This window comes from Sporosarcina sp. P17b (genome assembly GCF_002743115.1).
Taxonomy (GTDB): Bacteria; Bacillota; Bacilli; order Bacillales_A; family Planococcaceae; genus Sporosarcina; species Sporosarcina ureae_C.
Window position 1 is genome coordinate 125,755 of record NZ_PDYP01000003.1, and the last position, 23,677, is coordinate 149,431.

24 protein-coding genes and 1 other annotated feature are annotated in these 23,677 nt (G+C 41.7%); of the genes, 6 read left to right on the forward strand and 18 right to left on the reverse strand.

What is annotated here, in order from left to right; genetic code table 11:
* Position 1: 1 nt before the first annotated feature.
* Both CSV76_RS04650 and desA read right to left on the reverse strand, forming a co-directional pair.
* A complete protein-coding gene (locus CSV76_RS04650; protein ID WP_085427507.1) occupies positions 2-1,129 on the reverse strand; it encodes a sensor histidine kinase in 1,128 nt (375 codons plus the stop codon).
* 116 nt (positions 1,130-1,245) lie between these two features.
* A complete protein-coding gene (gene desA / locus CSV76_RS04655; protein WP_085427508.1) occupies positions 1,246-2,292 on the reverse strand; it encodes a Delta(5) desaturase DesA in 1,047 nt (348 codons plus the stop codon).
* Between the two features lie 216 nt (positions 2,293-2,508).
* On the opposite strand from desA, the gene CSV76_RS17190 reads away from it, so the two are divergent.
* From CSV76_RS17190 to mscL, 3 genes are all read left to right on the forward strand, one after another.
* Complete coding sequence (locus CSV76_RS17190) at positions 2,509-2,832, forward strand: hypothetical protein (protein ID WP_099624847.1); 324 nt, start codon at positions 2,509-2,511, stop codon at positions 2,830-2,832.
* A 132-nt stretch (positions 2,833-2,964) separates the two neighbouring features.
* Positions 2,965-3,618, forward strand: coding sequence for a phosphatase PAP2 family protein (locus tag CSV76_RS04665; RefSeq protein ID WP_158232737.1), 654 nt, complete (start codon positions 2,965-2,967; stop codon positions 3,616-3,618).
* 36 nt (positions 3,619-3,654) lie between these two features.
* Positions 3,655-4,041, forward strand: coding sequence for a large conductance mechanosensitive channel protein MscL (mscL, locus tag CSV76_RS04670; RefSeq protein ID WP_085427511.1), 387 nt, complete (start codon positions 3,655-3,657; stop codon positions 4,039-4,041).
* A 283-nt stretch (positions 4,042-4,324) separates the two neighbouring features.
* On the opposite strand, the gene CSV76_RS04675 is transcribed toward mscL, so the two are convergent.
* The 13 genes from CSV76_RS04675 to CSV76_RS04735 all read right to left on the reverse strand — a co-directional run bounded on the left by CSV76_RS04675 (position 4,325) and on the right by CSV76_RS04735 (position 15,306).
* On the reverse strand, positions 4,325-5,017 hold the full coding sequence (locus CSV76_RS04675; protein ID WP_085427512.1) for an ABC transporter ATP-binding protein: 693 nt from the start codon (positions 5,015-5,017) through the stop codon (positions 4,325-4,327).
* On the reverse strand, positions 5,010-5,378 hold the full coding sequence (locus tag CSV76_RS04680) for a GntR family transcriptional regulator (protein ID WP_085427513.1): 369 nt from the start codon (positions 5,376-5,378) through the stop codon (positions 5,010-5,012). The genes CSV76_RS04675 and CSV76_RS04680 overlap by 8 nt, the downstream gene beginning before the upstream one ends.
* A gap of 2 nt (positions 5,379-5,380) precedes the next feature.
* Complete coding sequence (locus CSV76_RS04685) at positions 5,381-6,175, reverse strand: hypothetical protein (RefSeq protein WP_099624850.1); 795 nt, start codon at positions 6,173-6,175, stop codon at positions 5,381-5,383.
* Between the two features lie 127 nt (positions 6,176-6,302).
* Positions 6,303-6,782 carry an acyl-CoA thioesterase gene (locus tag CSV76_RS04690; RefSeq protein ID WP_085427515.1) on the reverse strand — a complete coding sequence of 160 codons (480 nt, stop codon included), beginning with the start codon at positions 6,780-6,782 and terminating at the stop codon, positions 6,303-6,305.
* Positions 6,783-6,872: 90 nt separating this feature from the next.
* Entirely contained in the window at positions 6,873-7,763 is an 891-nt protein-coding gene (locus tag CSV76_RS04695) for a C40 family peptidase (RefSeq protein WP_099624851.1), read from the reverse strand.
* Complete coding sequence (locus tag CSV76_RS04700; RefSeq protein ID WP_143560344.1) at positions 7,754-8,041, reverse strand: enolase C-terminal domain-like protein; 288 nt, start codon at positions 8,039-8,041, stop codon at positions 7,754-7,756. Before CSV76_RS04700 ends, CSV76_RS04695 begins: the two co-directional genes overlap by 10 nt.
* A 223-nt stretch (positions 8,042-8,264) precedes the next feature.
* Positions 8,265-9,194, reverse strand: a complete 930-nt coding sequence (locus CSV76_RS04705) for a S66 peptidase family protein (RefSeq protein ID WP_099624853.1) — start codon at positions 9,192-9,194, stop codon at positions 8,265-8,267.
* Between the two features lie 256 nt (positions 9,195-9,450).
* Positions 9,451-10,242 (reverse strand): tryptophan synthase subunit alpha, encoded by a 792-nt coding sequence (gene trpA, locus CSV76_RS04710; protein ID WP_099624854.1) that lies wholly within the window; start codon positions 10,240-10,242, stop codon positions 9,451-9,453.
* Entirely contained in the window at positions 10,239-11,429 is a 1,191-nt protein-coding gene (trpB, locus tag CSV76_RS04715; protein ID WP_085427520.1) for a tryptophan synthase subunit beta, read from the reverse strand. Before trpB ends, trpA begins: the two co-directional genes overlap by 4 nt.
* Complete coding sequence (locus tag CSV76_RS04720; protein ID WP_099624855.1) at positions 11,413-12,045, reverse strand: phosphoribosylanthranilate isomerase; 633 nt, start codon at positions 12,043-12,045, stop codon at positions 11,413-11,415. The genes trpB and CSV76_RS04720 overlap by 17 nt, the downstream gene beginning before the upstream one ends.
* Positions 12,042-12,830: an indole-3-glycerol phosphate synthase TrpC gene (gene trpC / locus CSV76_RS04725; RefSeq protein ID WP_099624856.1), complete on the reverse strand. Its 789-nt coding sequence runs from the start codon at positions 12,828-12,830 to the stop codon at positions 12,042-12,044. The genes CSV76_RS04720 and trpC overlap by 4 nt, the downstream gene beginning before the upstream one ends.
* Entirely contained in the window at positions 12,827-13,858 is a 1,032-nt protein-coding gene (gene trpD / locus CSV76_RS04730) for an anthranilate phosphoribosyltransferase (RefSeq protein ID WP_099624857.1), read from the reverse strand. Before trpD ends, trpC begins: the two co-directional genes overlap by 4 nt.
* Before the next feature lie 65 nt (positions 13,859-13,923).
* A complete protein-coding gene (locus CSV76_RS04735; RefSeq protein ID WP_232319496.1) occupies positions 13,924-15,306 on the reverse strand; it encodes an anthranilate synthase component I family protein in 1,383 nt (460 codons plus the stop codon).
* Between the two features lie 89 nt (positions 15,307-15,395).
* Positions 15,396-15,615 (reverse strand) — a binding site (T-box leader).
* A gap of 175 nt (positions 15,616-15,790) precedes the next feature.
* Between CSV76_RS04735 and CSV76_RS04740 the strand changes: the two genes are divergently transcribed.
* The 3 genes from CSV76_RS04740 to CSV76_RS04750 all read left to right on the forward strand — a co-directional run bounded on the left by CSV76_RS04740 (position 15,791) and on the right by CSV76_RS04750 (position 20,653).
* Entirely contained in the window at positions 15,791-16,495 is a 705-nt protein-coding gene (locus CSV76_RS04740; protein WP_099624858.1) for a pseudouridine synthase, read from the forward strand.
* A 261-nt stretch (positions 16,496-16,756) separates the two neighbouring features.
* On the forward strand, positions 16,757-19,174 hold the full coding sequence (locus CSV76_RS04745) for a bifunctional diguanylate cyclase/phosphodiesterase (RefSeq protein ID WP_233204406.1): 2,418 nt from the start codon (positions 16,757-16,759) through the stop codon (positions 19,172-19,174).
* 177 nt (positions 19,175-19,351) lie between these two features.
* Entirely contained in the window at positions 19,352-20,653 is a 1,302-nt protein-coding gene (locus tag CSV76_RS04750) for a uracil/xanthine transporter (protein WP_232319498.1), read from the forward strand.
* 27 nt (positions 20,654-20,680) lie between these two features.
* Here CSV76_RS04750 and CSV76_RS04755 read toward each other — a convergent pair whose 3' ends face one another.
* The 3 genes from CSV76_RS04755 to CSV76_RS04765 all read right to left on the reverse strand — a co-directional run bounded on the left by CSV76_RS04755 (position 20,681) and on the right by CSV76_RS04765 (position 23,656).
* On the reverse strand, positions 20,681-21,292 hold the full coding sequence (locus tag CSV76_RS04755; RefSeq protein WP_099624860.1) for an SAM-dependent methyltransferase: 612 nt from the start codon (positions 21,290-21,292) through the stop codon (positions 20,681-20,683).
* A 47-nt stretch (positions 21,293-21,339) separates the two neighbouring features.
* Positions 21,340-22,911, reverse strand: a complete 1,572-nt coding sequence (locus tag CSV76_RS04760) for a sensor domain-containing diguanylate cyclase (protein ID WP_099624861.1) — start codon at positions 22,909-22,911, stop codon at positions 21,340-21,342.
* 127 nt (positions 22,912-23,038) lie between these two features.
* The gene (locus tag CSV76_RS04765; protein ID WP_099624862.1) at positions 23,039-23,656 is read right to left on the reverse strand and encodes an NAD(P)-dependent oxidoreductase; all 618 of its coding nucleotides are present in this window, start codon (positions 23,654-23,656) and stop codon (positions 23,039-23,041) included.
* Positions 23,657-23,677: the final 21 nt, after the last annotated feature.

The following is a 23,677-nucleotide window of genomic DNA, read 5'->3' on the forward strand; positions in this document are numbered from 1 at the left end:
TTCATCCCTCCTTTATTTGTTTCAAGACAGCAGGTACGGAAATTTTAAGCTGCGTCCCATTGTCACTCGTAACCGATAATTTACCGTTAACGAACTCCAATCGTTCTTTCATACCATCCAGTCCGTTACCCGGTAAGTTTGCCCCGTCTTTCGCTATACCAATTCCGTTATCTTTCACTTTAATTACAAATGATTTTTCTGTGTGTTCAAATTGGATATAGCATCGCTCTGCATAGCTATGTCTCACTACATTATTGATCGCTTCTTTCAAACACATAACTAGTACATTTTCTACAATAGGAGACATGTCAGGGAAGTTTGGATTGCCTTCTATCTCCACTTCAATTTCAGCTGCTTTTAGCAATTGTTGAACTCGAACCAGTTCATCTTTAATCTTCACTCGTCGCATGCCACTGACGAGAACGCGTACTTCTTTTAAAGCAGTACTGGATATTTGACGTATATCTTGAATCTCTGCTTTTGCGGTTTCGATATCTCGATCCATTAATTTAGAAGCTAGATCACTTTTCAAACCAATCATCGATAACTTTTGTCCTAACGTATCATGGAGATCCCGTGCAATTCGCTCGCGTTCTTGAATAATCATTAGCTCGGATATCCGTTCCCTGGCAATCTCTAACTGATCTTGCAGTAAGTCCCGCTTTTGTCGATTGTATAGATTAAAAGGCAATAATACTACGCCAATAACCGTAATAATGACAAAGTGGATTTGTGGTAAAAACAACTCAATTTCAAGAAAGAATCCTGCAACAATTGCTGCAATTAAAATCGCAATATGTAATCCGTAAATAATGAAAAACCCGACTGGCCTTCTAATATTGCCAATGGAAAATGCAATGAACAAAGATAAATAGACATAACCAAATAATAATGTCATGACGACCGAAATAACGATTTCAAAACTGATCCACATATACATAAGACCACTTTTGGACCTGGCGGAGAAATAGTAAGAAAGGAAAAATAACACTAATAATATAACGCCAATCGTTAAATTAAATGGAGACGCGCTTCGTAAAATAAAAAAGAAAGGCAATATACAAAATACAACCCAAGCATAAATACTGAGCCATGGGCTTTTTGGAAATATACTATACCAACTATACATCAGTTCTGATCGCCATCCTTTTCATTTCATTGTAACAAATATTTACTTGTCTAGCTCTCTCGAGATATTTACGCAAAATAAAAAGGCGGAGAAGGATTACTCCTTCTCCCGCCATTTTATGATAAGCGTGTACGTTTCGGTTTTAAATCAATTGATAACTTTTCTTTTGGTACATATTGTTTTGCTTCTTTAAATGTGATGAATTTTTTATTAGCTGGATCATATAAGCGGTAACGCAATGATTCAAAGCTAGTCTTCAATGTAATCGTTGTTGCTTTGTGTAGTGGCGGAGTTAATTCATGCGCCATTTCCAAGTTATAGTTTGGTACACGTGGTGCTAAGTGATGCACGTGGTGGAATCCGATATTTCCTGTTGCCCACTGTAGAGCACGTGGCAATTGATAGTATGAACTTCCTTCAACTGCTGCTTTAACATAATCCCAGTCCGATTCCTCTTCGAAATAAGAATCTTCAAATGTATGTTGGATGTAGAACAACCAAATACCAAGGGCACCAGCCGTGAACATCATCGTACCTTGAATCAGCAAGAATGCTTTCCAGCCAATAGCTACGATCAATACTGTATAGACTGCAATAAGAATAATATTGATCAAATATGTGTTCATACGCTCTTTCTTACGCGCGTCTTTACGGTTAAAGCGACCTGCGATTAGTACCAAATATAAAGGTCCAAATCCGAATAACACAATAGGGTTACGGTAAACACGGTAGCTGAAACGTTCGAACTTAGAAGCATTTTCGTATTCTTCAACGGTCATGACCCAGATATCTCCAACACCGCGTTTGTCTAAGTTTGAACTAGATGCGTGGTGAATCGAGTGCTCTCTTTTCCATTTTTCATACGGGAATAATGTCAAGACGCCAGTGATTGTTCCTACAATGCTATTCGCTTTCTTATTGCGGAAGAATGAACCGTGCGTGCAGTCATGGAAGATGATGAATGTGCGAACTACAAAGAACGCTGCAACGATTGATAACACTACCGTTAGAGTTACAGATACGCTCAGGCTCTGGTAAGCCAAGAACCACAGAATAAATACTGGTGGAATCGTGTTGATCATTTGAACAATGCTCTTTTTCAGATCGGACTTCGCGAAAGGCGCGACGTCTTTGTGCAGTTGCTTTGTTTGCTCTTTACTCATGTTTGAATTTCCCTCCTATTGGGTTTGCTAGTACATTAAGAATACCTTTTATACGGAGGGAGGGGTAGGCATAGATGTCATGACTTTGAGATGACAAATGTCATATGTTTTAGGTGGTGGTTGATATGACATTGTTTAGATTTGGGCGTGACTCCAGATAGATGGGGTCGTGATCGGGTCGTTGCTCGATTAGTTGTTGGGGATTGAAGGTAGTGAGTGTCTGCTTTCTGGACCCGCACAGGCACGTGGGGGATTGCCTCCAGCCATGAGCCAACTAGCGGTGGAGCTGCCAGCTGTCTCATGGCCACGGCCGACCCCGCAGTTGTGCCTGCGCTACTAATTACTTACCAAGTCAGGCTTCTGTTTATAGTAGATAAAACCAGAGACCTGGTCGTATTCGTTCCTCATTCTTGCAAAAGAAGAATCAGAACTGCACTACACATTATCCAACGAAGGCGGCTGCACGTGGTAGGCGTAGTAATGAGACAGTCAGGCGAACTTCCTGTCTGGCTCATTGCGGAAGCCATCCACCACCGCTGAAGTGGGGCCAATGCCCAATTCACTTACATTGCCAGCCAAAACTCCATCATCCAACCTATTGATCCCTACATTTCACTGTACATTCATTTTACAATCGTTCAGAATATACACCTATAGAAAGGAATGTATACCATGCGTGAATTATCACTTCGTTTAGTATCCGTTTGGATTATTTGTATTTTATTCACCGGCTTTTTCGCTTATATTGCCAGATCCATTCATCAACATACGATCTCGAGTTTTGATGAGCCTATTGTAGATGTCATACAAGGCACACAAACTTCGGGTTTGACGTCTATTATGAAGACATTTACTACAATCGGCTCCACCACTACAGTCGCGTTGCTCGCTGTACTTACACTTGCCGTTCTTCTATGGAAGAAACACAAAGCACAGGCCGTATTATTCGCTGCGGTACTTGGGGGGACAGGCATTCTCAATCAAGTCCTTAAATTCATCTTCAAACGTGAACGTCCTGACTTTGATCGCTTAATAGATATTGGTGGGTACAGCTTCCCAAGTGGACACACGATGATGGCGTTCAGTCTTTATACCATTCTCGCTTATATCATTTGGCGGAGCTTACGTAATGTATGGGCACGTACGGGTATTACTATTCTTGCCATCTTTATGATCGTAATGATCGCGGTTAGCAGGATTTACCTGGGCGTACATTTCCCAAGCGATATAGTCGGTGGTGTATTAGCTAGTTCAGTCTGGTTATGTGCATCCATTGCATTATATCAGCGTTTACAACGCTCACAATTGGGTAAATTACAGACGTAGTAGGATACTACAAAACTATAAAAGGAGGTTATGTGTATGTGGAAGGATTTTAAGGAGTTTGCGTTTAAAGGAAATATTTTTGATTTGGCAATCGGTGTCGTAATTGGTGCAGCTTTCGGAACAATTGTTTCTTCTTTAGTTGAAAATATTATGACACCACTTATTGGAGTTTTGTTAGGTGGTCTAGATTTCTCTTCATTAAGTTATACAATTGGCGATGCAGCAATAAAATACGGTCTATTCATTCAATCTATCATTGATTTCTTGATTGTTGCAGGTTCGATCTTCGTCTTCTTACGGGTACTTATGAAGTTGAAAATGAAGCCAGCTGAGATAGTTGAAGAAGAAGAGGAAGAAAAACCACTAGATATAAAAGAGGAATTACTCACTGAGATTCGTGATTTATTAAAAAGCGAACGATAAAATAACCATCACTCACTCATTTGGATAGATTACGGCCACGATTGTCTCACAAAGTCCATTGCAACGCGCCTGTCGAGGTGTTACAATGATAGGCAGGATACTGATCAAAGGAGAGGATATTCATGTGGTTCGTCTATATCATGTATGCATTGTTCGCATTTATTCTTGGTGGAACAGTACTTGGACTAGTCCGTACGTTCAGCAGCAATAACTAATACAAACAAACAGCAGTGAATGAGCGGGCTTAAAGCCTTTTCATCCACTGCTTTTTATATGTCTAAAACTACTGCCGAAACAATGAAATGAGCCATGTAGTAGCATCCATTCCGTATATTTCACGGATATCATCTATTTCTTTATGGGCGAGTAGTTGACCTTCTTTCATCACGATCATCTCATCCAATAATGGTTCTACTTCTTTAATTTCATGTGTAGAGAGGAGAACGGTTTGCCATTCTGTATCGGTGAAACGGATGAGCCCCCTTGCTATATCTTCCCGTACCATCGGATCTAATCCCGAAAACGGCTCATCAAGCAAATAATAGGAAGCATTTCTTCCAAGTGTTGCAGCAATTTTCACTCGGCCCTGGTTACCCTTTGACAGCGTGCTGATCTTTGCATCCAGTGGGATACTAAGAAACTCTGCGATTTCCTCTGCTTTCTTCCTGTTGAAATCCTTAAACTGCGAATTATAGAAATCAAATAATTGTTTTACATTAAATTCCGGAAAAAACAAATCACCATCAGGCATATAAGCTACTGAAGAAGCGACTCTCCTTGTGATTTTATTGTTATCGAACACTGCAAGCCCGGTAGTAGGTGTCAATAACCCTGCTACTATTTTAAGCAGTGTCGTTTTCCCACTACCGTTTTCACCTACCAGTCCAATGATTCTTCCTTTGGGCAACGTAAGTGACACTCCATCCAATGCTCGCTTAGCTCCATAACGTTTCGAAACAATCTGCAATTCAATCATCACTTCCACCCCGCTTCTGTAAGTAGTGGACCATTTCGTTCGTTGTGAAGCCTAGAGCCTCAACATTTTGAATGAATGACTCGACAAGTTGCTCTTTCATCTCTTCACGGAGTTCTTGAATCCTTGCATGATTTTCTGTCACGAATGATCCCTGCCCCCTTCTCGTATCGGTAATCCCTAGATTCTCAAGTTCCCTATAGACTCTTTGCATTGTGTTAGCATTCACGCCGACCAAAACAGCATATTCCCGTACAGATGGTAACTTCTCCCCTACTGCAAGCGTGCCTCGAATGATTTCCCCCATAATGTGATCGACGAGTTGTTGGTAAATCGGTTTATCTGGTAGAAATTCCATACTCATCGTTACACCCTCACTTTCTTCTCAAAGAACATAGATCCTATCATTAGTAATACAAGGCTGATGATTAGGTAAAAGGCTAAATTGCCTACCGAAAAGGCAATGCCATCCGGTACAAACCCCATGAAAAAGTAACTCGTATGTTCATTGTAGAAGGACTCATCCGTCAGCCGTACTGATACAATCGTACGAAGCCAATCAAAGAATCCATTAATTCGTAGTTGTTCCCAAATGACTAATGCACTCACAATGAACAGCAAGATGAATGGTATCGAAAAGAAGCGCAGTCTTGACTTAATCACTTTATATACACTCCAGAAGAACCAACCAGTAGCCGTCATAAAGATCAACTTTATGGATAGCGCCAGTACTACACTGACTAATGCCAACACTTCTTTCCCTTCAACTCCTATTGTCCCGTCTTTTATTACATAGAGGACGATCCCACCGAGAAAACCGCTAAAGAATAAGCTGCCTAATGCCAGCAAAACGGCAAATGTTAATTTAGCACCGACGAGTTGAACCATGGATGTTGGAGAATGTAACCACATATCCAATGTCCTCATCTCTCTTTTCAAACTTTCGAATAAGATAAAAACACCAGCAAATATATGCAAAACGAGCAAAACACCCACAATGATATGCGTATTATCGTACAGTGTATCTAGTCTTCCAGCGAAGCTCGTTACTAAAGGGGGCGCTACCGTAATGACTACTATATCCAGCAGAAAAATCCAAAATATCAACCTCTTTAACATAATCCATTCTTTCTGTATTAGACCGCCAAATACTGTCTTCATCTTTAAAACACTCCTTCCACTCTAGTGTATTAGTTATATAATACACTAGAACTTAAAAAATGACTAGGCATTTCTAAAATAAAAACACAAGGCCGAAACGGATGCCCGTTTCGGCCTTGTGTTTTGATCAATGCTTCATCAATCTTCGTTGCTTACGAAGTTCACGTCGTGCAGGTGCAGTTTCGAAAAGACGTTTTTCCAATTCCGTTTCGGGATACACTTCCGCCACGGGTATCGGACAGTTCGTGTCATCTACCGCAACCATCGTACAGAATGATTCCGTCGTTAACCTCACTTCACCTGTCACCAGATTTTTGGAATGTACAGAAATGAACACTTCCATTGAAGTACGGCCAACTGAAGTAACTATCGCTTCAAGTTCAATAACGTCTCCTAGCAAAGCAGGAGAAACGAAATCGACAGAATCGATCGAAGCGGTGATCGCAGCTCGTGTGCCCGCATGTTTCATAGCAGAAATCGCTGCAATTTCATCGATGTAGGAAAGTACTTTACCACCGAAAATGGATTGAATATGATTTGTATCCGGTGGTAAGACTAGCTTACTCTGGATCGTTCTCGATTCACTCATTGGTTTTTGTTCAGACATGAAGACAGCTCCCTTTTCTATATACTCTTTTCAGTATACATAAAAGAAGGGAGTCTTCGCTAATACTTGCTGTTTATAGTGTTCGTACGATTAAATAATTCTGCGCACTCTACAGACATTTTCAGCATATACAGACTTATTCAGTTCAATTTGTTCAATTAATTTCCCAGTTGAAGGTGCGTGAAGAATTTTTCCGTTGCCCACGTACATCGCTACATGATGAATACACTGTTCTTCATTCTCAAAAAAGAGTAAATCACCTTTTTGCCAATCTGCAGAGTCAAGCGAGATCGGTCTGCCGGCTTCTGCCTGATCCACAGCATCACGTGGTAGACCAATTCCGCAAGCTTCCCAAATAGCACGAATAAACCCCGAGCAATCAAAGCCCCATGCAGACATACCCCCCCATAAATAGGGTAAGCCCATGAAACGTCTTCCCAGTGTAAGCGTGCGATGAATCGATTCTTCTCCCACCGTCTCCACATCTGATGCATTCAATAACTTCCAGCCATGCGGTGTCCACACACGTAGTTTCTTCCCCCTCCGTTCACCGGAAGGAAAAATTGTGTTGAACGATACACGTAAAAAGAATGTACCTGATTCATCAAACAGTGCAGCTTTTGGATTCGAAACCCGAACAAACTCTTCTGCCCTTATTCGTTCCCGCATAGAAAGTTGAACGAGTGGCACCCAGCCTGGATAGCCGCGTGGATCTTTGCGTGTCTGCTGGGAAATGGCAACTATACGTGCCCAATCGCCAACGACATCCTCAACAATCACGGGCTCGCCATATAATAGCTGTGTTTGGATTTGATTCTTCTCACTTAATGCTAGACGTTCCTCATAAGATAGATGGGATAGCCATCTATCCATTTGCACGGGATGATCCAAGGCAGGTAAATCCGCCACACGTGGAGAATCAGGATCCGTCCACACCGTCGCAACGCTAACAGCGCACATCCATTTTTCATTTATATGCATATGTTTTCACCTACTGTATCATTAGTTTCAAGACCAGACTCCTTACTGAATTCCATTTGTGAACGGGTATACATTACACCACTAGCAGTAGACTCTATACCATTTACTACAGCCAATCCATTGATTTTCAAGGCTTCAAGGATTCCCCCCAACTTCATCAATTTAATATTCAGTACATTCGTTGCGCGCACCTCCAGCAACTTCCTGGCATTGTTAGCTGAAAATAATGATTCATCTGTCATGATCAACGTGCTTGTCTGTCTTGTGATCACTCTCAAATCTTCTATATCCTATGCGGCAAGTGGCTGTTCTATTAATTTCAAATTCAGTCTGTCATCTTTTCATTAGTAAATGAAGCATACCGAAGCCCACGGCAAGACGTTCTGCAGATTCCTTTCCATACTGGATGACATAACGAAAACCCCCGACGCTTGTTAAACAAGTGTCGGGGGTTTATTTGACGTTCACCAATTACACAATATAAACCGTGCGAATTTGCATTTATTCTACTCCCGGTAAGATCGTCAATGTCTTATTATGTGCATCCAAACGTCCTTTCACGCCAAATGGAATGGCAATGTTCGGCTCACAATGACCGATACGGAATCCTTTCACGACAGGTTGATTCAGATTGCCGAAATAATGGTCGAACACTTCATTCATTGCAAGTGAAGCATCTGGCTTCGTTGGTGTCGATTTCGCAAAATCACCAATCACGATGCCTGCTGCCTCGCGAAGCTTGCCTGCGAGACGTAATTGATTGAGTAGACGATCTACTTTATACGGCTCTTCCCCTACATCCTCGAGTACGAGTAAACGGTTATTGGTCTTGATCTCAAATTCACTGCCTAAACTATTAACGAGTTGCGTTAAATTACCGCCGATCACTTCACCTTCTGCTACCCCGCCAACAAGCGTTTCTAGTGGTGAGATTGCTTCCGTGTAATGAACTTCTACAGGGGAAAACAATTGCCCGAACATTTTACCGGACATCTCATGGAATGTCTCCTGTGCAACACAGGATGTCAGCATCGGCCCATGGAATGTCACGAGGCCTGCACCTTGACGGATCACGGTATGTAGATAGGTAATATCACTAAATCCCCAAAACACTTTTGGATTATCGTGAATTAAATCGAGATCTAGTTGCTCGGCATAGCGGGCAGAACCGTATCCGCCACCCGCGCAGAAAATACCCTTCACTTCAGGATCTTTGAACATGTCATGCAAATCAGCAAGTCTCTCTTCATCAGTCCCTGCCAAATAACCATTTTTCTTATACACGGACTGTCCTACTTTATAGCGAAGACCTAATTGCTCCAAAAATTGAAATGACCGCTCTAAAACCTTACGTTCTACAGGACTAGCAGGCGCCACAATCCCAATCACATCACCTTGTACTAAACATGCTGGACGAATCATTCTACTCATCACCCTTTCTACGTCCTACTTTATCATATTCACGAAACTCCATCGTCATCACGAGCTTTCTACTACATATGAAATGGATTGTGGGTAATCATTAAGTTATCCCCCCTTATGAACAGTTAATCCCCTGTTATTGTGCATACTTTATATAAACTTACTTAAATAACAGAAAAAGTTATTCACAATTCTTCTTTTGTGGATAGTTTTATTGAGAATAAAAAAACGAACAACTGATATATGTCAGTTGTCCGGTAAATAGTTAGCTATTTGTTAATTGATTTTTAGATGCGTTGATTAACGTACGAACCGTTTCGTGATCTCCTACATGAAGGGCCGTGACGATCGCACTTCCTACAATTACCCCGTCAGCCAAGGATCCTAGTGATCTCACTTGCTCAGGAGTCGATATCCCAAATCCAGCAAGTACTGGAACAGAACTAGCCGCTTTAAGCCGCTTCAAGTGACCTTCAAGTCCTTCTGTAAATGATGAACGGACACCCGTGATACCGTTTACTGTCACTGCGTAAATGAAACCTTCAGCTGCTTTCGCGATGGCTTCGATTCGCTCAGTGGGACTTGTGAGCGAAACCAATTGGATCAGCGCCACATCGCTATTCTTTAATGCATCTTTCAACATTCCGCTTTCTTCAAGCGGAAGATCCGGAATGATCAAACCATAGACTCCACTTGCTTCGCAATCTGCTGCAATGGCTGTCAAACCGTAGCTAAGCACAGGATTCAAATACGTCATGATGACTAGCGGAACCGTTACTTCTTCCTTGAACGATGCTAGTTCTTTCATTACTTTACGAAGTGTAATCCCCTCAGCAAGAGCACGTTCACCCGCCTGTTGAATCACTTCACCATCCGCTACTGGATCGGAAAATGGAATGCCTACTTCAATTGCTGTTGCACCTGCTTCTTGCAGGAAGAGGATAGTCTTTTTCAACGTCTGCAATCCGCCGTCCCCCGCCATAATATACGGAACAAATGCTTTATTACCCTGCTCATTACAATGTAGAATCGCTTGCATTACTTGTTGTTTTGTCATTTCGTTTGCCCTCCTAGCGCATCACGGACTGTTTGCATATCTTTGTCACCGCGGCCCGACAGACAGATGACGAGCGTCTCTTCTGCTTTCATTTCTTTCGCTAGTTGAACTGCATAATAGACGGCATGCGCACTTTCTAAAGCAGGAATAATTCCCTCAACACGAGATAGTAGTTGCACTCCTTCTAGTGCTTGCTGATCCGTAACGGAGTCATACTTCACACGCTTTATATCAGCTAAATGGCAATGTTCCGGTCCTACTGCAGGGTAATCGAGACCTGCTGAAATCGAGTGCGCTTCTTGGATGAAGCCATCGTCATCTTGTAGTACATACATATACGCACCATGCAAAACCCCTTCTTGTTTACCTGCAATGGCTGCCGCGTGTTTGCCTGTTGAAATACCGCTACCCGCTGCTTCTACACCGTACAATTTCACGTCTTGATCATCGATGAAAGGATGGAACATACCAATCGCGTTACTACCGCCACCAATACAAGCCACGACTGCATCAGGCAGACGTCCTTCATGTTCCACGATTTGCTTACGTGTTTCATCCCCAATGACACGCTGGAAATCACGAACAATTTGTGGGAATGGATGTGGGCCTAGGGCTGATCCGAGAATATAATGTGTGTCATCTACATTTGAAACCCAGTAGCGTAGTGCTTCATTCACTGCGTCCTTCAACGTTCCTGAACCTTTATCGACGGAAACTACCTTCGTGCCGAGAAGTTCCATACGGAAAACATTTAGTTCTTGACGACGGATATCTTCTTTCCCCATGAAAACAACGCACTCTAGGCCGAGTAATGCACAAGCAGTAGCTGTTGCCACACCATGTTGGCCGGCGCCTGTCTCTGCCACAATTTTCTTCTTGCCCATACGAATCGCAAGCAATGCCTGGCCAAGAGAGTTGTTGATTTTATGAGCACCTGTATGGTTCAAATCTTCACGTTTTAAATAGATTTTTGCGCCACCTGCATGCTTCGTCAAACGCTCTGCAAAAAACAAAGGTGTTTCACGACCAACAAATTCTTTTAAATAGTAATCCAGTTCTTTTGAAAACGCAGGATCTTGCTGCGCTTCTTCGTAAGCCAATTCTAATTCCTGTAGTGCAGTCATCAATGTTTCCGGAACGAATTGTCCCCCAAATTTCCCGTAGCGTCCTTTAGTTTCTGTTGTCATGACAATCTCTCCTACCCTTCGCTGTATGAATAAACGTCTGAATGCGTCCCGTGTCTTTTTGCTTCTCTATTTCCACACCACTAGAGACATCTACCATGTATGGATTCACTTGCCCTAGCGCTTCCTGCACATTTCCTGCATGCAATCCACCGGCTAAAATAATCTGCTCTTTTGACACTCCAGCATTTTCAAGTAATGACCAGTCGAACGTCTTACCGCTACCGCCTTTGTATTCAACACCTGGTGTATCAAATAAATAATAATCCACGTCATAGGTAGTAGCGAGCTTCACGTCGTCTTCAGTTTCTATAGCAAGTGCTTTAATGGAAGGTAACCCTACTTGCTGAATGAAAGCTGGCGTCTCTTCTCCGTGGTACTGAATATAATCAAGCGGCACTTCTTTAAAAGTCTTTTGCAGTTGCTCGATCGTTTCATCAACGAAGACACCAATTTTCAACACGGTCGGCGGGATGAGCATTGCCAATTCACGCGCCTGCTCTATCGTCACTTCCCTGCGACTAGGTGCGAAGACAAAACCTATTGCATCCGCACCTGCATCTACAGCCGCTCTCACATGTTCAGGTTTCATCAATCCGCAAATCTTTACTTTTGTCATGGTCGAACCACGTGTTTTTCTACTTGTAATGCTTGCAAGGCTTCCTTCACTGAATCACTGCGCATCAACGATTCTCCGACAAGCACTGCACTTGCTCCCGCTTTCGATGCACGTTCTGCATCCTCACGTCCCCAGATTCCACTTTCGCTGACAAACACACGCTCTTCATCAAACGGGAAGTGTGATGCGATCAGTTCCGTATGTGCTAAATCCACTTCGAATGTATGCAGATCACGATTATTGACACCGATGATTCTTGCATCAATCGCCAATGCTCGCTGTAGTTCTTCGACGTTATGCACCTCGACAAGTACATCCAAACCTTCTTCATTGGCATACGTATACAGACTTCCGAGCGTTTCATCATCAAGCGCAGCCACAATCAATAAAATAACGGAGGCACCTGCACTTTTTGCTTGGTCGATCTGAATTTTATGGATGATAAAGTCTTTGCATAATAATGCGATCGGTACCGCGTCCGCTACGGCAGATAAATCTTCAAATGACCCTTTGAAAAATTCCTGATCCGTCAGTACGGATATACACGCAGCACCCGCTTCATAATAGGCTTTTGCTTGCTTTACTGGATTTGCACCTTCTGCGATGATTCCTTTGGAAGGTGAGGCACGCTTCATTTCAGAAATGACTTGGACGTGTTTGGCTTTTCTTAATGTCTGATAAAGTGATGGACGTATGATCTCTCGCTCGGGAAATATCGTGTTACTTTTTAACAGACGTTCTACTTCTATCTTCTTCTGTGCAATAATTTTATCTAAAATCGTCATTGGATAACCGCCTTTTGCCGGATCAATTCGCTGAATGCGACAACGGCCTCTAATTTTTCTAACGCTTTGCCCGAAAGTATACTTTCTGTGGCAACTTTTACACCTTCTTGAATAGTAGATACTTTGCCATTTGCGAACAAACCGATTCCTGCATTCAATACGACTGTATCGAACTTCGGTCCACGTTCTCCACTTAAGATCGATCGCGTTGTTGCAGCATTTTCTACTGCATTTCCACCTTTAATCGCTGACAATGGTGCATATTCAAGTCCCACGTCATCTGCAGTCAATGAAAACGGAATTAAATCGCCATGATCGAGTAAGACAAATTCATTCTGACCTGCTAAAGACGCTTCATCCATCCCCCCTGCTCCACTTACGACAATTGCTCGCTCCCGCCCTAGCATTCTCAGTACGGAAGCATACTCCATAATGAAATCAGGACGGTTAATACCCGTGAATTGTGTTTCCAGTGATACAGGATTCGTTAAGGGACCTACTAAATTAAAGATCGTTGTTTTACCGATTTTATTTCGTATAGCACCAATTCGTTTCATTTTCGGATGAATAGCTGGCGCGAATAAAAATGCGATTCCTTGTTGTTCTAATAAATTCTGCATATCTGTTATCTGGAAGTCTGGATGAATGCCAAGTGCATCCAAGACGTCTTGGCTCCCTGACGCGCTCGATATTTTACGGTTACCATGTTTCGCAACCTGTACACCCGCACCTGCCAAAACAAAGGCAGCTGTCGTACTAATATTAAATGTATTGACGCCATCTCCGCCTGTTCCACAGTTATCCAAATAACGTGCTTCTGCTGGTGTTAGTTCATTTGCATAGGATTTCATCACAGCGGCCAGTGCGGCTACTTCATGTGAGGTTTCGCCTTTCTTTGATAACGCGATCAAGAATTGTGCAATTTGCTCTTCATCTGTCTCATCGCGAAACATTAGCTCGGCTGCTTCTCTCATTTCTTCATACATTAAGTGACGTTGCTTCTCTACTATGGTTAAAAATTTCTCCATACTCGTCTCTCCCCTTCTCGTCTCAGCGCTGTCGCTATCCTTCGGTAAGGCTTGAGCCTTAGTAATTACTTTGCCGTTTCCGTTGCTTCAAGCAAGGAACGGGCTTTATTGGATGTTTCTTTATATTCTAGTGATGGAACAGAAGCTTCCACTATTCCAGCGCCTGCTTGAACATAAGCTTTACCGTCTTTGACAAGCATCGTGCGAATTGTGAGTGCGAAGTCGATATTACCATTCAAACCGATATAACCAATCGCCCCACCGTAAATTCCGCGATGCTGGTCTTCTAATTCATCAATCATATCCATAGCAGCCGTTTTTGGAGAGCCTGTTACAGTACCAGCAGGCATCGTCGCCTTCAATGCATCCAGTGCATGTAAGCCTGGAGCGAGGTCACCTTTTACTTCAGAAACTAAGTGCATGACGTGTTCATAGCGAACGGTCTCCAAATAATTCGCCACTTCAATTGTTTCTGGGCGACAGATTTGCTGTAGTTCTTTCTTGCTCACTTCAACTAACATATCGTGTTCGGACAGCTCTTTCGGATCATTACGCAACTCCACTTCAAGTGCTTGATCTTCCGCTTGATCTCGACCTCGTCTGCGAGTTCCTGCAATAGGATTCGTTAATACTTGCTCTCCCGTAACACGCACCAGACTTTCAGGTGATGTTCCGATGACGGTATGATCTTCAAACTCCATGTAATACATATATGGAGATGGATTACGTCGGCGCAGTTTACGATACAATGCGAATGGATCACCCGTAATATCTGCTTCTAAACGTCGTGATAGGACTACTTGTTCCGCCTGCCCTTCTTTAATTGCATCAATCACAATCTGGACACGTCGTTCAAACTCTTCTTTTGATATGGCACAACGATAATCGGAAAGTGAAACACTATCTTCTTTATCGACTGATCCATTAACGATCATATCTTCAATAGCGTCCAAGTCAGGTGATTCATATACGGGATTTATTTCTGTATGCAGTAATGTAACCTCATGTAATTCATGATCATAGATGACAACCGTATCGTAAATATTGAAATAGACATCCGGAATCTGGAGGTCATCTACTCCACGCTGTTCACCGTTTCTTGCGGCTCCGTATCCTACATAACCGACCGCACCACCCGTGAACGGGAATCCTGCATCTTCGGTAATACGTGGCATCAGTCGCTTCAGTAATGTATATAGATCTCCTTCATGCGTATATGTTCTATTCGTCGAGTAGACGATTTCTTCTACTACACCATCCCGACCCCGGTAGGCTTTTTGAGGATTCAGTCCAATAAATGAATAACGCCCTGATCCACCTGCTTGCGAAGAACTTTCCAGCAAGAACTTATGATTTCCTTTTAATCTTCTAAAAATCAATATTGGTGTTAAAGAATCTCCTTCAATCTTTCGTGTCGTTACTCGCAAGTTCTTCTGTTCTGTCATCATGTTCATTCTCCTCTTCTCTTATGGACTGCTGTGTAATTTGTCTAATTAAATAGAAAAAGCCCTCTGCAAACAGAGCCAGTTAGCCTGTTGCAGAGGACGATTACGTAACCGCGTTGCCACCTCAAATTGAAGCACCGAAGCACTCCCACTTTATGTGTTTTCACACTGCTCTTAACGCGAGCAAACGTCTGTTTTTCATCAAAACAGCTGCCATAAGTCCATTCACGAACGCTGTGTATCAGTTCCCACCAGCCACTGACTCTCTAGGAAGCACAAGCACTCGCTACTCTTCTTATTCATATCTTTTCACTATTCTCTTCTCTACTAACTGAACTCATCTGCCGAGGACGATTCCGCTATCGAAACCTTCTGTCCCTTAGTTATTACATTTATCTTAATATGCTGAATCTTTAATGTCAACAATTTCTTATAGGAAAAATGCTATAATGAGCTTATTGTGACAAGTGTGGGGAGGAGAGTCTTTATGCGAATCAATAAATTTCTAAGCGGTGCAGGTATTGTATCTAGGCGTGGCGCAGATCAGTGGATTGCTGACGGTCGCGTTAAAATCAATGGTCAGCTCGCAGAACTCGGAAGTAAAGTTGAAGCAAGTGACCAAGTTGTTGTAGATGGCAAACTGGTTCAACAAGAAGAACAACTAGTGTATATTGCACTCAATAAACCAGTAGGTATTACTAGTACGACAGAGCGCCATATTAAAGGAAATGTTGTAGACTTCATTAACCATCCACTGCGAATTTTCCATATCGGTCGATTGGACAAAGATTCAGATGGCTTACTACTATTAACGAATGACGGTGATATCGTCAATGAAATCTTGCGTGAAGAACATGGACACGACAAAGAATATATCGTCACAGTCGATAGTCCAATTACTGCTTCTTTTATCTCACAAATGGAAAGCGGCGTGAAGATTCTCGACACCGTAACGAAACCTTGTACGGTGAAGAAACTAGGACCCAAAACTTTTTCCATTATCTTAACACAAGGTCTAAATCGTCAAATTCGCAGAATGTGTGCAGCGCTTGGCTATCATATTCATCGCTTGCAACGTGTACGAATATTAAATATTGAACTGGGTGATCTACCTATTGGTGAATGGCGAGAACTGACTGATTCAGAACGCAATGAACTATTTAAAACCTTACAATATGAACCAAAAAGATAAAAAGACTGTGGAGGCTTCACTGAAGCTTCCACAGTCTTTTTTGCTACGTTAAATATCACGCAACTAGTGACACTTCCAATAACCTATATGTATTTCTCTTAATAACTAGTTCAAAACTCTCTCATTCATGTTATAATCAGACAGATAAAGTGTATACTTCCGCCTATTAGGTATTTCTATATAATTTCACGACTCTCACACTAACAAGACACAGGACTATTCTATTTACTATAACTACTTTAAATGAAAGGATGTGCCTTTATGCCGTTACATACTCCTAGTATTTCTCCACATCTGTCTACTCTGCTTGATGAGAAATTCTGTATATCTCTTATCGACTTAAGTGGTCGTCTAACCTATGTAAACCAAAACTTTTGTGAGCTGACGGGCTATGACGAAGACGAATTAATCGGCAGAACATGGGGAAAATTGAATAGGGGAATCTCTACTGAAGATACGCTTTATATGCTTGCAGAACACTTTATGCATGATACCGTCTATCAAGAAGCGATTCAAATCTCTTCCAAGTCCGGCACAGTACACTGGCTGGATATCACCATTGTACCCATTTATGATACCGCTGGAAACTTAACAAATTATCTTTCACTTGATATTGACGTGACTGGATCCAAGCTCGTCTCCAATGAGTACGCTAAAACACGTACCGACTTGCAAAATTTCAAATACGCACTGGACGAATCAGCAGTAGTCGTCATCACCAATCCACAAGGCGTTATTACTTATGTCAATAACCGCTTCTGTACTCTTTCGGAGTATTCACGTAAGGACTTGATCGGCAAAACACATCGAGTAGTTAATTCTGGTACACATCCTAAAAGTTTCTTTGCTGATATGTGGAAAACGATTCAGTCCGGTCAAGTATGGAGGGGGGTTATCCGAAATAAATCAAAGTCCGGAAATTTGTATTGGGTTCACACGACGATCGTTCCGTTCATCGGTTCGGATGGCAAACCTTTTCAATACATTTCCATACGCCAAGATGTAACATTGCAGATGGAAGCAGAAAAATCACTGGAATTGGCATTAAAAAATGATTTCAGTTTGACTGTGAAAAATCTTCAAAATGCTATTTTTAAATACTGTTTTAATGAAAACAATCAAATTACTATAACTTTATTAGAAGGAAAAGTAATTGAACAGTTAGGAATTACTGCGGATACTCTAAACCAATTCATACTGGACAAAAAGTTTAATTTATCTACATTTAAACGCCATCTTTTAGGTGCTCTACTCGGCCGCGTTGCACAGTTTGAAATTGACTATCAATCTAGAACCTTCCTCGTTTACCTCTCCCCTATTTTCGAAGGGGAAAATGTAATCGAAGTTGTAGGTACCGCTAGCGATATTACAGACCGCAAAGAAGCTGAACGTTTAGTAGAACATATGGCATTTCACGATCATCTGACCGGTTTGCCAAATAGACGATTATTAAAACAGACTGTAGAAGACCTAATCGAGACCAGAATAAACAGCCGAGAATCTTTCGCCTTGCTTTATATGGATTTAGATCGATTTAAAAACATCAATGATTCTATGGGACATTATATAGGAGATCAATTGCTAAAAGCAGTTGGCACAAGATTACAAACTCTCGTTAGACAAAATGATTTAGTTGGCCGACTCAGTGGTGATGAATTTCTTATACTGTGTTCTTCCACGACAAAACAAGGAGCACAAATGGTTGCCCAGCGAATTGTCAATGAAGTATCGAAGTCTTTCCTCATCGAAAACTTGGAGATATTTATCGCGCCAAGTATCGGGATTAGTATGTTTCCTGAAGACGGCGCACAATATGATACGCTACTCCGAAATGCAGACTCTGCCATGTATTTAGCAAAGCAATCGGGTAAGAGCACTTATCAGTTTTTCACAGAAGAATTGTATAAAGATCTAATGGAACGAACATTGATTGAGATGGAATTACGTCAAGTTCTTCACAAAAAGGAATTATCGCTACATTATCAACCACAATTTGAGTTTGATACTGGACATATGATCGGCGTAGAGGCTTTGGTCCGTTGGCAGCATCCTTCGCGCGGAACGATATCACCCGGACAATTCATTCCGATAGCAGAAGAAACTGGAATGATTCTCCCTATTGGTTTGTGGGTGCTTGAAACAGCTTGTAAACAAGCTAAAGAATGGCAAGACCTAGGTTATACTTCCCTGTTAATGAGTGTCAATGTTTCATTACGTCAGTTTAAAAGTATTAGTTTTGTGACGGATGTCAAAGATACACTTCATAAAACTGGTCTGCAGGCCCGCTATTTGAATATCGAAATAACGGAAAGCATGACTTCTGACGTGGACTATTGCCAAAACATATTACAAGAGCTGCGAGATATCGGTATTAAGATTAGTATCGATGATTTCGGCACAGGCTATTCTTCGTTAAGTTATTTATCCAGGTTCCCTTTAACTCATCTGAAGATTGATCAATCGTTTATACGAGAGCTAAGTACCAATTCAGTAATCGTGAAAGCTATTATCGACTTGGCTAAGAACTTGCACTTACGCGTGATTGCTGAAGGAGTAGAAACTTACGAGCAAGCTGAGTTCCTCAAGACACTCAACTGTGATGAAGCGCAAGGTTTCTTATATTCTAGACCCGTGCCTTCTGACGAACTATTACTGTTATTAAAAGATATACAATCATAGTATGAGCCGGCAGACTTTCATCTGCCGGCTCTTTTTATTGCGGAAAATGATATCTTAATCCTTTTCCATCAGGTAATTGTAGGAAATATTATTCAATCAATTAGTTTTATGCTATAGTTTTCTTTATATTTCAATTTTTCTTTATACATAGACAAGTATTTACAGGGAGAGATGAGAATGGGCACTAATCAAATGCGGTACTCCATTACCGCATTGGCAGGATTTCAATGGCTGTTCTTTATGTTCGCTAATACAGTTGTAATTCCGATCTCAGTCGGTACTGCTTTTGAGCTTGAGCAGATTGAAATCGTTTCGGCAATACAACGTTCCTTTATTTTTACAGGACTTGCTTGTTTACTGCAAGGAGCATTTGGACACCGCTTGGCGCTGTTGGAAGGTCAGTCAGGTTTATGGTGGGGTGTCGTGCTCAGCTTGGCAGGGACTGCAAGCGCTATGGGTTTAAGTTTAACGACTGTTGGAGGTAGTATTGCAGTTGGCGCCATGATTTCTGGTGTATTGGTAGCTATTCTCGGGACGCTTGGCATGGGAGAAATCCTCAAAAAGTGGTTCACGCCCACTGTGATGTTCGTATTTCTATTGCTGCTTGCCAATCAATTGATCACGATCTTCCTAAAAGGAATGATTGGTCTAAATGATGGAGAATTTATCAGCCTGTCAACGACCCTATTTTCATTTGCTCTAGCAGGTCTGACGATTCTAGTTCATGTGAAAGGAAAAGGAATCATCAGCAGCTTGAATTTACTTATTGGTATGACAGTCGGATGGATCGGTGCCACACTGATTTTCCCACAAGAAGCTACTGAAACGATCAAAGCCACTCCATTTATACAATGGTTTCCTTGGGGTGAGCCTACACTGGAAATCGGTATCGTTATTACGGTGGTGATTACGGGCTTATTGAACACGACCAATACAATTGCCACACTAAAAGGTGCTGAGGATATATATGAAAAAGAAACTACCAAGAGACAGTATAAAACTTCCTTCTTCATCACCGGAGTATTAAATATTGGAGCAGGGGCATTAGGTCTCGTACCATATGCGCCTTACGCTTCATCCATCGGCTTTCTACAATCTACTGGAATAAAAGACAGAGCTCCATTTTTCATCGGCTCTATACTGTTCATTATCCTTGGACTGGTACCGCCACTCAGTGCCTTTTTCTCTACTATCCCACAAAGTGTAGGAAACACAGTATTATTTGTGGCCTATTTACAGCTATTCCGTTCGGCTTTGCGTAATGTGGAAGGTTTAACGTTCGAGCCTAAAAACATTTATCGTGTCGCATTGCCTGCGCTTCTCGGGTTGTCAATCATGACATTGCCAGCTGCAGTATTTTCTTCCCTTCCAGAACTATTACAACCACTTCTTTCTAGTGGGTTGCTAGTAGGTATCTTGGCAGCACTCGTGATGGAGTTAATCTTCTGGATTGGTCAACGGTTCAGTCATGTTATATGAATATGCAAACAGCCCTCATCTCATGGATTAGGGCTGTTTGTATGTATACACTAAGAAGCGCTCGGCTTTATCATGGAGTTGCAAATGTGTAATAGGTATCTCTGCTATTTTCTCGAATGACTGATGGCGATGAAGGAAATAGACGTACTCATCAGTCGGATAATATAAAATGATTTCTAAGGCACGTGGTGAGTATTCTGCTGATTTTAGAATTCGCTGAACTACAGAGCGAAATATATCAAGAGAGAATGGATTAAAGAAGTAGAACGTTACAGCTTCTGCCGGAATGATATAGTTCTCCGCTATACAGCATTCAAATGTAATGGAACCAGGTCTCTTAGGAAACGCTTGTCGATACTCCATTAAGTTGGTCATGGCATCTCGGTGTAACACACTATTCATTTCAATACCTATCGTATCTAAGCAAAAAAGATGATTCACATAAAATGGGACTCTTCCTTTTCCGCATCCAAAGTCGATCAAGCTTCCTTCTTTCAACAAATCATGGTGGGTAAATAAATAATCTAGCATCTCGTAAGGCGTCGCTTCATAACGATTATAATGTGATGATTGATGAATCCACTCACGAACGCCAAGTGTTTTGATGTGCAAGCGTTTATCCATGGACTGCTCTAGCATTTCTCTATCCCCTTCCTTAGGTACACATTCAAGAAAACCTCGGCATCTTACTCATGCCGAGGTTCATCGGGAACGACGATGGTCTTATTGCGTCCTGTACGTTTGGCTTCATATAGACTTTGATCCGCCAACTCGATAAGACGCGCTGGATGATTTGCATGCAGTGGATAGGCAGCGACCCCAGCTGATATCGTGATCACTTCACCACAAGGACTGATCGTGTCCTCCAGTTTTTCACGAAGCCGTTCTGCTGTCAAATAAGCAGTCACCTTATCTGCTTTCGGTAAAAGAATGACGAATTCTTCACCTCCGTAGCGACAGCAAATGTCTTGTTCGCGAACCGTTCGTTGCATTAAGTCAGCTAAATAAATCAATACTTCGTCACCAACTGAATGACCATAACGATCATTGACACGCTTAAACTTATCTATATCTAAAATAATGAAAGCGAATGGTATTTCATCAGCTACCCATTGTGACATAAGACTATTCATGGTTCGACGATTGGTTAACTTCGTCAGTGGATCTGTTGTTGATTCATGTATAAAATAGTTTATCTCTTTTTTAAAGTAATCTAAACTATTCAACACGGCTCCTTTTAACTGCCTTGCTTCATAGTACCAATCCGAGATACTTTCCATTTTTTCTTTTTGATCTGATTCTATACTGCTTTCGGTATAATATGCTAACCTCTGAAGCGGCAGGGCGATCTTTCTAGAAAAGTATCTAACGAGTAAGAACGATAGTAGTAGTAATGGCAAAGACTTAAATGCCATCTCTAACACCATATCTCTGGCAGGAGCGACGGAAACATCCAATGGTCTTTGTGATACGATTCCCCAATTAGCAATTGGTAGATATGCATATCCTGCCAACATCGGAATTCCTTTTGTGTTGATCAATTCCAAAAAACCACTATTTCCGCTACTTACCTTTTGAACAACAATATTACTGGAGACATTATCTTTTAAGCGTTCTTCAAGCTGATGATAAATCAATTTACCTTCCGTATCCACCACATATACATAGGAGCCATCATCATAGAAATGATCCCCCAGAATTTGTTCTAGCACGTTCGGCTTATGTAGGTATATAGCACCGCCTAAAAACCCTTTATACTCCTGATTGACTATTAAAGGGACACTGATAAAAACGATTAGTTCACCAGTGATTCCTACGTAAGGCGGGGATATAGTAGGTTTTTTTTCTTTAATAGCTTGTTGCGCACCGAATGAAGTTAACTTTTTTCCAAGTAGGTCTAGACTTGGTGGCGATACACCGAGTACAACACCTTCATCAGAAGAAACAGCAACTGAATTGAATGTACTTGTCTGCTGCCTGATACGCTCTGCTATTTGATTCAACTGAGGTTGTGCTTTTGAATCTTCTAGAAGAGGTAGTACTTCTACCGCATTAGTTTCAAGTGTTTTTAACGTATCACGCAAAAAGGCATCAGTAGTAGATGACAACTTCTTGGCATATGCATAGTTCGTTTCCAAGGTCGAGTCTATCAAGTTTTGCTTGTTTACACGATAGCCAACCGTAGTACTAGTCAGAAACGTTAAAACGATAGCCAAGGTTGCTACGACTTGAATTAAACTTTTCAAGGACCATCTCATCTATCTTCTAATCTCCTTTCCTCTATGCTACTATTATATCATAAAGGAAAGAAAAGGTAATGAGGTGTTTTAATTCAAAACGTACAAAGCGCTAAGTAATTCGAACATAATTTACTATATAAAAATGTTAATATGAGATACCGACTCTATATCCTATTTCTTCTCCCTTACATAATTCATCATAAGCAAATGCAGCCGTATCTCCAGTAGAGATCTTCGCTCCATCTATAGGCAAGTAGTCTCTTTCTGTTCGATAAGTCCCAAGCGCCTCTCCGTCAGGTAAATAGGTAGGACAAACTATTGTCCAATCCAAGCCTGAATTTTGCAGCATAGTGAATACTTTATGATGCTCTTCTGCTGCAAATGTCAATTTGCGATGAGATTCATTCGATTGATAGCGTAACTTCGACGGTTCTGTTCTACTTTCCAATATACCCGCTGTACCAATCGTGACAATTCTTAGGATTCGATGTTCTTGCATTCCCTCAATAATAGCAGGTATTGCTTCTGTAAGCGTTGTTGTTTTATCAGTGCCGAGAGCACTCACGACTGCTTCAGCACCCATCAACGCATTTTTCACTGCAGTAGAATCACGTACGTCACCTTTAATAATAGTGAGGTTTTCTTGCGCTTCACATTTCTCTGGCGACCGAACAAATACCGTTACCTCATGACCGTCTGCTAATGCATGACGGACTATTTCGCTACCCGTACGTCCTGTTGCTCCAAAAACGACTATTTTCATTTATTATTCCTCCCGCTTCTT

Bases quoted from the DNA above. Each gene is read 5' to 3' on its own strand.
- trpB (WP_085427520.1), bottom strand. From the start codon at position 11,429: ATGACAACAGAAACTAAAGGACGCTACGGGAAATTTGGGGGACAATTC.
- CSV76_RS04765 (WP_099624862.1), bottom strand. From the start codon at position 23,656: ATGAAAATAGTCGTTTTTGGAGCAACAGGACGTACGGGTAGCGAAATA.
- CSV76_RS04760 (WP_099624861.1), bottom strand. From the start codon at position 22,911: ATGAGATGGTCCTTGAAAAGTTTAATTCAAGTCGTAGCAACCTTGGCT.
- trpA (WP_099624854.1), bottom strand. From the start codon at position 10,242: ATGACAAAACAACAAGTAATGCAAGCGATTCTACATTGTAATGAGCAG.
- trpD (WP_099624857.1), bottom strand. From the start codon at position 13,858: ATGGAGAAATTTTTAACCATAGTAGAGAAGCAACGTCACTTAATGTAT.
- CSV76_RS04720 (WP_099624855.1), bottom strand. From the start codon at position 12,045: ATGACAAAAGTAAAGATTTGCGGATTGATGAAACCTGAACATGTGAGA.
- CSV76_RS04680 (WP_085427513.1), bottom strand. From the start codon at position 5,378: ATGAGTATGGAATTTCTACCAGATAAACCGATTTACCAACAACTCGTC.
- mscL (WP_085427511.1), top strand. From the start codon at position 3,655: ATGTGGAAGGATTTTAAGGAGTTTGCGTTTAAAGGAAATATTTTTGAT.
- trpC (WP_099624856.1), bottom strand. From the start codon at position 12,830: ATGACGATTTTAGATAAAATTATTGCACAGAAGAAGATAGAAGTAGAA.
- CSV76_RS04735 (WP_232319496.1), bottom strand. From the start codon at position 15,306: ATGATGACAGAACAGAAGAACTTGCGAGTAACGACACGAAAGATTGAA.
- desA (WP_085427508.1), bottom strand. From the start codon at position 2,292: ATGAGTAAAGAGCAAACAAAGCAACTGCACAAAGACGTCGCGCCTTTC.
- CSV76_RS04695 (WP_099624851.1), bottom strand. From the start codon at position 7,763: ATGCATATAAATGAAAAATGGATGTGCGCTGTTAGCGTTGCGACGGTG.
- CSV76_RS04685 (WP_099624850.1), bottom strand. From the start codon at position 6,175: ATGAAGACAGTATTTGGCGGTCTAATACAGAAAGAATGGATTATGTTA.
- CSV76_RS04745 (WP_233204406.1), top strand. From the start codon at position 16,757: ATGCCGTTACATACTCCTAGTATTTCTCCACATCTGTCTACTCTGCTT.
- CSV76_RS04665 (WP_158232737.1), top strand. From the start codon at position 2,965: ATGCGTGAATTATCACTTCGTTTAGTATCCGTTTGGATTATTTGTATT.
- CSV76_RS04755 (WP_099624860.1), bottom strand. From the start codon at position 21,292: ATGCTAGAGCAGTCCATGGATAAACGCTTGCACATCAAAACACTTGGC.
- CSV76_RS04750 (WP_232319498.1), top strand. From the start codon at position 19,352: ATGGGCACTAATCAAATGCGGTACTCCATTACCGCATTGGCAGGATTT.
- CSV76_RS04740 (WP_099624858.1), top strand. From the start codon at position 15,791: ATGCGAATCAATAAATTTCTAAGCGGTGCAGGTATTGTATCTAGGCGT.
- CSV76_RS04690 (WP_085427515.1), bottom strand. From the start codon at position 6,782: ATGTCTGAACAAAAACCAATGAGTGAATCGAGAACGATCCAGAGTAAG.
- CSV76_RS04705 (WP_099624853.1), bottom strand. From the start codon at position 9,194: ATGAGTAGAATGATTCGTCCAGCATGTTTAGTACAAGGTGATGTGATT.
- CSV76_RS04675 (WP_085427512.1), bottom strand. From the start codon at position 5,017: ATGATTGAATTGCAGATTGTTTCGAAACGTTATGGAGCTAAGCGAGCA.
- CSV76_RS04650 (WP_085427507.1), bottom strand. From the start codon at position 1,129: ATGTATAGTTGGTATAGTATATTTCCAAAAAGCCCATGGCTCAGTATT.